The organism is Algoriphagus aestuariicola (assembly GCF_017254835.1).
GTDB classification, from domain to species: Bacteria; Bacteroidota; Bacteroidia; order Cytophagales; family Cyclobacteriaceae; genus Algoriphagus; species Algoriphagus aestuariicola.
In genome coordinates this window covers 1-288 of the sequence record NZ_JAFKCW010000066.1, presented here as the reverse complement: position 1 = coordinate 288, position 288 = coordinate 1, and the positions used below count along the sequence as shown (strand labels likewise).

1 protein-coding gene is annotated in these 288 nt (G+C 56.6%); it reads right to left on the bottom strand.

Annotated elements, in window-relative coordinates:
- On the bottom strand, positions 1-288 hold a 288-nt coding region (locus tag J0A67_RS23685; RefSeq protein ID WP_206571696.1), incomplete at both ends, for an ATP-binding cassette domain-containing protein.

Here is a 288-nt window from a genome sequence, read left to right as displayed (position 1 = left end):
TCCAACAGCAAAATATCGCGTTGTTCCGCCACCGCCAGCAACAGGGCCAGACGTTTGCGCTGCCCCTGCGACAGTTGCGGGTTGGTCACTCTGGCGCCGTCGAACTGCAATTTGCTTTTCATATTCAACCGTTCAAGCCAATGCGCGACCAGCGCCGCATCAGGTTCGCCGCCTTCCGGTCCTTGTAAACGATCGAACTGATGAAAATCGGTGAAAATCGCTGAAAACAGCCGGCGATAGTCCGGCATATCCGCCGCGGTCTGTGCGACACCATCCAGAACGATGTGC